Below are 8289 nucleotides of genomic sequence, written 5' to 3' on the forward strand. Positions count from 1 at the left end.
CTGGGCCAGGGCCCGGACCTCGGAGGCGACGACCGCGAAGCCGCGGCCGGCGTCGCCGGCGCGCGCGGCCTCGACCCCGGCGTTCAGGGCCAGCAGATTGGTCTGGAAGGCGATCTCATCGATGACGCCGATGATCTGGCTGATCTCCTGGGCCGAGCGCTCGATGGCGCTCATGGCCGCGACGGCGTCGCGCACGACGGCCCCGCTGGTTTCGGCGTCGCCGCGCGCGGCGAGCACCACGCCCGCCGCCTGACGGGCGCCGGAGGCGGTGCGGTTCACTGTGGCGGTGATCTGGTCGAGGGCGGCTGCGGTTTCCTCAAGCGAGGCGGCCTGCTGCTCGGTGCGGCGCGACAGGTCGTCGGCGGCGTGGCTGATCTCGCCCGAGCCGGACCGGATGCCCGCGACATTGGCGACGACCTGCGACATGGCCTGTTCAAGCTGGGCGATGGCGGCGTTGAAGTCGGCCTTGAGCTGCTCGTAGTCGACGGGGAAACGCTCGTCGATGCGGTGGGTCAGGTCGCCCTTGCTGAGCGAGGCCAGGCCGTCGCCGAGGGCGGTGACGACCAGGCTCTGGTCGCGGGCCTGGGCCTCGCGCTCGCTCTCGGTCAGGCGGCGTTGGGCGTCCTCGGCAGCGCGGCGGCGGTCGGCCTCGGCGGTCTCGGCGTTCATGCGTTCGACGATCAGGGCCTGCAGGTCCTCGACCGCACGCCCGACGGAGCCGATCTCGTCGCCGCGGCGGGCGCTGGTCAGGTCGACGCCGGTCTGGCCCGAGGCCAGGGCGCGCATCTCGTGCGCCAGGGCCTGGATCGGGACCACGACCATGCGCAGGGAGGCGATGATCAGCATCACGCTGAACAGCACGCCCAGGCCGATGGCGCCCTGCATGATGCGTTCGCCCAGGGCGGCCTGGGCGTCGGCTGAGGCCTTGGCGGCGCCGGCGACGGCTTCGATGCGCTCGGACACCGTCTCCATCTGCGTTTCGAGTTCCAGGAAGGCGGTCTTGAAGGCCGGAAGCGCCGCGCGGGCCGCGGCGGGGTCGCGGCCGGCCAGGTCGACGATACGGTCGGCCGAGGCGATGTAGGCCTGCAGCGGGGCCTCGATGCCGGCCAGGGCCTCGCGAACCTGGGGGTCGGTGGCCAGCGCGCGGTTGGACTCCATGGCCTCGCGGAAGGTGGCGACATGCTCGCCCGTCTCGGTCCGCACATCGGAGAGGCTGACGCCGGCGGAGGGGTCGGAGGAGAGAATGGCCGACAATACGTCCGAGCGCAGGGCGTCGTGCATCATGTCGGCCAGCATGTGATTGCGCAGCACCTCCGACGAATGGCTGGACTGCTCCAGGGCGTCGCCCAGGGCGGTGGTCATCCAGAGGCCCGCGCCGGCGCTGAATCCGCAGAGCAGGAGAACGGAAAGGCCCGCGAACGCGACCTTGGTACGGATCGTCTTGAACATACAGCCCCCTAGAATGAAGGCTAATTCCACCGAAAGCGGTTAATACTTCGCTTTTTTGCTCGGTGGAAACTACGTATACGAAGCTTAAGTCAAGTTCAAATCGTTATCGGTAGAAGTCAATCTGTGCAAAGTCGATGTGTAATAACTCACGACTGGGCTACAATTCTCCTGACGTGAAGAACATTCTATATGACGACTTCGAGAAGCATCAAGTTGTTTGGCCTGTCCGCCGCCGCGGTTCTGGGTTCAATCGCGATTTCATCCCAATGTTCGGCTCAGGACACAGGCGGCGCTTGGACGACCGAGGTTACCTATACCGCCGATATCACTGGCGTCGTCTCAGGCGGGCCGGTGAGGGCCGGGCGATTTCTGGACAATCTGGACGTCATCATCGACGGCGATCTTGAGCGGCTGATCGGCCTGCGCGGCGCCAAGCTTCACGTCTATCTGCTGAACAACAACGGCGGCGAGCCCAATGCGGTGGCCGGAACGCTGCAGGGTGTCGACAACATCGAGGTCGCCGACCAGGGCGCCCGCGTCTACGAGCTGTGGGTCGAGCAGGACTTCGGCGCCGGTTCGGTGCTGACCGGCCTGTATGACGTGAATAGCGAATTCTATTCCACCTCGGCCTCGGACCTGCTGATCGCCCCGCCGTTCGGCATCGGCTCGGAGCTGGCGGCGACCGGCCCCAACGGCCCCTCCATCTTCCCCTCGACCGCCCTGGCCGTGCGCCTGCGGCTGGGCGACCTGGACGGCCGTTATGTGCAGGTCGCGGCGGTGAACGCCGAGGCGGGCTCGCTGGGCGACGCCCATGTGGACACCGATCTGGACAGCGGCGCCCTCTACCTGGCTGAAGCGGGCTGGAACGGGCCGGTGCGGCTGGCCGTCGGCGGCTGGCGCTATGGCGAGGACCAGGACGATATCCGCGACACCACGGTCCTGGGCGATCCGGCTCACCGCCAGGCCCAGGGCGCCTATGTCCTGGCCGAGGGCGGCTTCTATGAGAACGACGCCGGGCTGAACGCGCGCGCCTTCCTGCGGGTCGGGCTTTCGGACGGCGACACCACCGATTTCGAGGGCGGCTGGCAGACCGGGGTGCGGCTGGACCACGTCTTCCCGTCACGGCCCGACGCGGCCCTGTCGCTGGGCCTGCATCAGGGGCTGCTGTCGAACAAGGCGCGGGCCAATTTCCGCGACGAGGGCATCGACGCCGCCCACGCCGAGGAAGGAATCGAGCTGACCTATGCCGACACCTTCGGGCGCGTGACCCTGCAGCCGAGCGTCCAATGGGTGAACAATCCCGGCGGCGACCGCGACGCGTCGGCCCTGGTCGTGGCCTCCCTCCGGATCAGCGTGGCGCTGCGCTAGACGCCAGGTCGCGGACGGCGGCCAACGCCGCCTCCAGCGCCGGATCACGCCCCTCGCGGACGGCGCGCCAGTCGTCGGGCACGACGATGTCGGGCGTGACCCCGACCTTCTCCAGCGTCACCCTGTTGGGCGTGGTCATGACCAGCATTCCGACCCGCAGCAGACCGCCGTCCGGCAGATTGATCGCCCGGGTGCCGGTGACCGCCCCGCGCGTGGTTCCCCCGACGATGGTGACCCTGCCGTGCTCGCGCATCACACCCGCCAGCAGCTCGGCCGCGCTGGCCGAACCGGGGCCGGTCAGGATGACGACAGGTCCCAGATAGGGTTGCGGGGCCGGATCGACGTGCATCCGCTTGTCGATGAAGCGTCCCTTGAGGATGACGACGTCCCGGTCTTCGGTGAAGAACCAGGACATCGTCAGGGCTTCGAGGTTCAACTGCCCCCCGCCATTGGTGCGCAGGTCGAGGATCAGGCCGGGAGGCGGCTGGCCCGCCAGCCGCTGCATCTCGGCCTTGAACTGGTCGTAACGGGTCTGGTCGAAGTCATCGAAGCGGATATAGGCGACGCCGCCCTCCAGCGTCCGCGTCTCGAACCGGGCGATGGGCGGGGTCAGGACGGCGGTGAGGTCCAGGGCATGCTCCCGGCCCTCCTCGTCCAGGAAGACGACCCGGTCGGTCCGGCCGACGACAGGCGGCGAGGCCAGAAGCGCCGGACGGCCCGCGATTGTGTGGATCTTCCAGCCCGGCAGGACGCCCGCCTCCGCCGCCGGCGTGCCCGGACGGACAAGGGCGACGTAGCGCTCGTCGCCACGCGGGGTGACCACGATGCCGAAGCCGGCCCGCGCCTCGCCCTGTTCGCGGGCGCGCACCATCTCCCGCTCGACCGGGCTGAGGGTGTGGGTGTGATCGTCGTCCAGCAGCTCCAGAAGTTCGGTCAGCCGGGCGTAAAAGCCGTCCTCGTCCGGCTCGGCCACGGCGGCGGCGCGGCGGGAGGCGGCGGCCTCCCTGAAGGGCACGCCGCCGAAGTCGCGCTTGTAGAACAGCCGCTCCACATAACCGACCGCGGCGTCATAGACCTCGGCGTTGAGCGCGGCTCGCGCCGGTGAACCGTCGGCGACCCGCACCGGCGGGGGCAGTTCATCCAGACGGGCGTAGGGGATTGAGGCGCAGGCCGCCAGCGACAGGGCGAAAGCGACGACAAGGAGGCGTTGAGCGGTGCGGATCATCCGCCCAAGCTAGAGCGCAGGAGCCGCTCCGGCCAAGGCTGTTTCGCCCTGGGGCCGGGCCGCAAGGGCGGAAATCGCGGCCTGGAGGGCCGGATCGCGACCGGCCTGACGATCCTCGCGGGTCGCGGCGGCCTCATAATCGGGGGTCACGCCGCGCTTCTCCAGCCGCACCCCGCCCGAGGTGACGAAGTCGGCGCGGCTGAGCGTCAGGCGTCCACCGTCGGGCAGACGCGTCTCCTGCGACACCAGCACCGCGCCGGCGGTCCGCTCACCCACGACCGTGGCGCGCCCGGCTTCCTGCAGGGCGGCGGGGGTCAGTTCGGCGGCGCTGCGGCTGTCGCCATCGACCAGAACGGCGACGGGATTGGCCACCGGCCCGTTCAGCTCGCCACAGCCGCCGCCGGCGCGCATGACGATCTGGCGGCCCGAGCGCGGCGTGCGCGTGGCCCAGACCTGATCGCGCGGCAGGAAGCAGCTGAGCACGGCCTCGGCCTCCATCAGCCGCCCGCCGGGGTTGCCGCGCAGGTCGACGATGACGTCGGTTTCGGGCGGCAGGTCCGCCAGTTCCCGCCCCATCCAGCGGCCGAGCCCGGGCTCGAAGCCGTCGACCTTCAGCACCACCACGCCGGGCCGCGAGCGGTCGGCGACGAAGGCGGGCTGGGGTTCCATGACGACGGGGGTCAAATCCAGAGGGCGAGGCCGCCCCTCCTCATCGACGAAGGCCAGGTTGATCACGCGGCCCGCGACCACATCCTGTTCGGGGCTCCACAGGCCTTCGCCCGTATGCAGCCGCCAGCCCTCGGTCACGCCCGCCGCCTCGGCCGGAGAGCCGCGACGGACGGACTCGATGGTGTAGTCGCCGGGATGGGCAGGGTCCGGCCGCAGGGTGACCCCGATGGCGGCGCGGGGCTGACGCAGGGTGTCCTGGCGGCGAACGACGGCGGGCGGCGCGGCGCCGGCGTGGTCGTCGTCCAGCAGGCCCAGCATCTCGTCCAGCACGACATAGAGGGTGCGGTCGTCCTGCGCGGCCAGGGCGCGCGGGCGGTAGACGCCGCGCGCCGCGTTCCAGTCGACCCCATGCAGGCGGGGGTCGTAGTATTGGGTGCGGACCTCGCCCCAGACCTGGTCGAAGACCCGCTGGTTCATCCGCATCCGTTCGCGCGGGGACAGGACCGGCGAGGCGGTAGGGGCCGCGACGGCGGGCGCTTCGTCAGTGGCGCGCGCCCCGGCGAACGACGGAGCCGCGACGAGCGCAAGGCCCATCGCGGCTGACACGGTCAGTCGTGAAACGAGACGACGGAAGGACATCAACCCACGTTAGGGCGCCCGCCGTATGACGGCCAAATCACGAATTCGCCGGGTGCGGATCACTCGCTATCGGCCGGCGCGACGCGACGGGCGAAGACGTGGACCTGGTTCTCGCCGGCGCCCTCGCCTTCCTCGACGAAACCGGAGTGATCGGCGTCCATGCGGGAGAAGGCCTCACGCAGCGGCGCGGTGAACTCGGCCTCGCTGATCTTGCCGTCGCCGTCCTTGTCCAGATCGTCGGAGCCGTGGTCGCTGACGGCGGTGCGAACCTCGACGCGTCCGCCGGGTTCGCCGCCGGGTCCTCGCCGGAAGCGGATGACGCCGGGACCGCCGTCCGGCAGGGTCCGGACCACCACGCGGCCATCCTCGCCCGGGCCGTCGGGACCGACGAAGACCATGGTGTGCTCGCCGTCGCGTTCGATGCGGGCGGCGCGCTCGCCCCCCGAGCCCGGACGCCGGAACTCGAACCGTTCCACGCCGGCTCCGCCGCCCAGACGCCGGACAGCGACATGACCGTCGCCCGGTCCATGTCCGGACGCCAGCTCGTCCCGCGACAGACGACCGTCGCCGTCCTTGTCCATCTTGGCGAACGCGTCGTTCAGGGGGGCGGCGAACTCCTCGCGGGTGACCTGGCCGTCGCCGTCGGCGTCGATATTGCCCGGACCGTCGCCGCCGGCGCCCATGAAGACGAAGTGGCTGCGCACTTCCGGCGGGGGCGGCGGCGCGGGCGGATCCTGCAGCAGGGCCGCGGACAGGGCGATCAGGGTCAGCATGGGCGAAGGGCCTTCCGGAGTTTTCGACGGTCTGTTGAAGCACCACCGCCTTGCATCGATATTTCAGCGTTCGCGGACAATGTTTCAGTGCTGAAATGACGGCGTCTTCAAGGTTCGGCAGAATGGCGGCCATGCAGAACGACACCCAACGCATTCTCGTCGTCGACGACGATCCCGGCATCCGCGAGGTGCTGTGCGACTACCTGATCCAGCACGGCTATGACGCCGTGGGCGCCGCCTCGGCCGCCGAGATGGACCGCGCGATCGCGGCCCGCGCGCCCGACCTGATCGTGCTGGACCTGATGATGCCGGGAGAGGACGGGCTGTCCGTCTGCCGCCGCATGTCCGGCAAGGGCGTGCCGATCGTGATGCTGAGCGCCATGGGCGAGGACACCGACCGGATTATCGGCCTGGAACTGGGCGCCGACGACTACCTGGCCAAGCCCTGCAATCCCCGCGAGCTTCTGGCCCGGGTGCGGGCGGTGCTGCGCCGCCCGCGCGAGGAGCCCGGCGCGAGCGGACCGGCGCTGAATTTCGCCGGCTGGCGGCTGGACCTGCTGCGGCGCGACCTGACCCGGCCGGACGGCGAGCCGGTCAGCCTGTCCGCCGGTGAATTCGCCCTGCTGCGCGCCTTCGCCGAGCGGCCCGGGCGGGTCATGACCCGCGACCAGCTGCTGGAGCGGGCGCGGGGCGCGGACGCCGATGTCTTCGACCGCGCCATGGACGTGCAGATCAGCCGCCTGAGGAAGAAGCTGGACGACGGTTCGGGGCTGGAGATGATCCAGACCCTGCGCGGCGAGGGCTATATGTTCGACGTGAAGGTCGAACGGCAACGGGCCGCGACTTGAAGCGTCCCTCCTCCGTCCCGGTCTTCGTCCAGGTCGCCGCGCTGGCGGCGGTGGCGCTGATCCTGTCGCAGGCCGTGACCTTCGGCCTGGTCGTGCTGTCGCCCGATCCCAAGCCGGTGGGCTTCAGCATGGCCGCCGCCGTCCAGGCGCTGAAGGGCGAAACCGCCGAGACCTCCGACGGGCGCCCCCTGCGCCGCCGCATCACCGATGAACCCGTCAAACGCAGCGACCGCGACGCCGGCGACCCGATCGCCCTGGCCATAGCCGGCTACCTAGCCCAACGGCTGGACGTCGCGCCGGGCAAGGTGCGGGTCTCGGTCGAGCACGGTCCGCGCCGTCGAGGTCCGCGCCGTGAAAGGCCGCCCGAGGCGGAAGGCCCCAGACGCGAGACGGATTTCATCTTCGTGCGCCCCGAAGGTCCGGGAAGCGCGACAACCGTCCGCAGCGGCGCGGTCGTGACGTCCCCGAACGGTCCGACGCGTTTCACCATGCGCCGTGCGGAAGGGGACGGCCGCACGATCGTGAACTCGACGATCCAGCAGTTCACCATCCAGGCCGACCGGCTGACCTTCGCCCCCTTCACCGCCTCGGTGCAGCAGGACGACGGGCGCTGGGCCACGGTCGAGCCGCCGCGCGGCCTGCTGTCGCCCTGGCAGCAGAGGGTGCTGCTGGGCCTGATGATCTCGATGCTGCTGCTGGCGCCGCTGGTGTGGTGGATGGCGCGGCGGCTGACCCGGCCCATCCGGGTCTTCGCCAACGCCGCCGAACGGCTGGGCGCCGATCCCGATGCCGAACCGCTGACGCCCTCGGGCCCCAGCGAGGTGCGCACCGCCATCCACGCATTCAACGACATGCAGGCGTCCCTGCGCAATCACATGCGCCAGCGGACCCAGACGGTGGCGGCCATCGCCCACGACCTGCGCACCCCCCTGACCCGACTGCGCTTCCGGGCCGAGCAGGCGCCGGACGCGGTGCGCGACCGCATGGCCGCCGACATCGAGGAGATGGACGCCCTGATCGCCCAGGCCATGGCCTTCGTCCGCGGCGAGACGCAGCCGGAGCGGCGCGAGGCGCTGGACCTCGACGCCCTGGCCGCCGACTGCGTGGCGGGCTTCGCCGAGACCGGGGCGGCGGCGGCGTTCGACGGCGGCGGCGCCCTGCCCGTACTGGCCGACCCGGCCGCCGTGCGCCGGGCGCTGGACAATCTGATCGGGAACGCCGTGAAGTACGGCGGCGGCGCGCGGGTGAAGGCCTTCGCCGCCGACGGCGCCGCGGTCGTCACCGTCGACGACGACGGACCCGGCCTGCCGGACGAGGA

General features: G+C 70.8%; 7 protein-coding genes. 3 read left to right on the forward strand and 4 right to left on the reverse strand.

Features of this window, described 5'->3' with window-relative positions:
• On the reverse strand, window positions 1-1449 hold a 1449-nt coding region (locus Q0C81_RS12470), incomplete at its 3' end, for a methyl-accepting chemotaxis protein (RefSeq protein ID WP_291838270.1).
• Window positions 1450-1800: 351 nt separating this feature from the next.
• On the opposite strand from Q0C81_RS12470, the gene Q0C81_RS12475 reads away from it, so the two are divergent.
• Window positions 1801-2817: a carbohydrate porin gene (locus Q0C81_RS12475; protein ID WP_291838273.1), complete on the forward strand. Its 1017-nt coding sequence runs from the start codon at window positions 1801-1803 to the stop codon at window positions 2815-2817.
• On the opposite strand, the gene Q0C81_RS12480 is transcribed toward Q0C81_RS12475, so the two are convergent.
• The 3 genes from Q0C81_RS12480 to Q0C81_RS12490 form a co-directional block, all read right to left on the reverse strand.
• Entirely contained in the window at window positions 2798-4042 is a 1245-nt protein-coding gene (locus Q0C81_RS12480; RefSeq protein WP_291838275.1) for a S41 family peptidase, read from the reverse strand. The genes Q0C81_RS12475 and Q0C81_RS12480 overlap by 20 nt on opposite strands.
• A gap of 9 nt (window positions 4043-4051) precedes the next feature.
• Complete coding sequence (locus Q0C81_RS12485; RefSeq protein WP_291838277.1) at window positions 4052-5317, reverse strand: S41 family peptidase; 1266 nt, start codon at window positions 5315-5317, stop codon at window positions 4052-4054.
• 92 nt (window positions 5318-5409) lie between these two features.
• Window positions 5410-6123, reverse strand: a complete 714-nt coding sequence (locus Q0C81_RS12490) for an EF-hand domain-containing protein (protein ID WP_291838280.1) — start codon at window positions 6121-6123, stop codon at window positions 5410-5412.
• A gap of 131 nt (window positions 6124-6254) precedes the next feature.
• Between Q0C81_RS12490 and Q0C81_RS12495 the strand changes: the two genes are divergently transcribed.
• Together Q0C81_RS12495 and Q0C81_RS12500 are read left to right on the forward strand one after the other, a co-directional pair.
• Window positions 6255-6971, forward strand: coding sequence for a response regulator (locus tag Q0C81_RS12495; protein ID WP_291838283.1), 717 nt, complete (start codon window positions 6255-6257; stop codon window positions 6969-6971).
• Window positions 6968-8289: HAMP domain-containing protein (locus Q0C81_RS12500; protein WP_291838285.1), on the forward strand; the 1322-nt coding region annotated here is incomplete at its 3' end. The genes Q0C81_RS12495 and Q0C81_RS12500, both read left to right, overlap by 4 nt.

The sequence above is a fragment of the Brevundimonas sp. genome (genome assembly GCF_023259385.1).
Taxonomy (GTDB): domain Bacteria; phylum Pseudomonadota; class Alphaproteobacteria; order Caulobacterales; family Caulobacteraceae; genus Brevundimonas.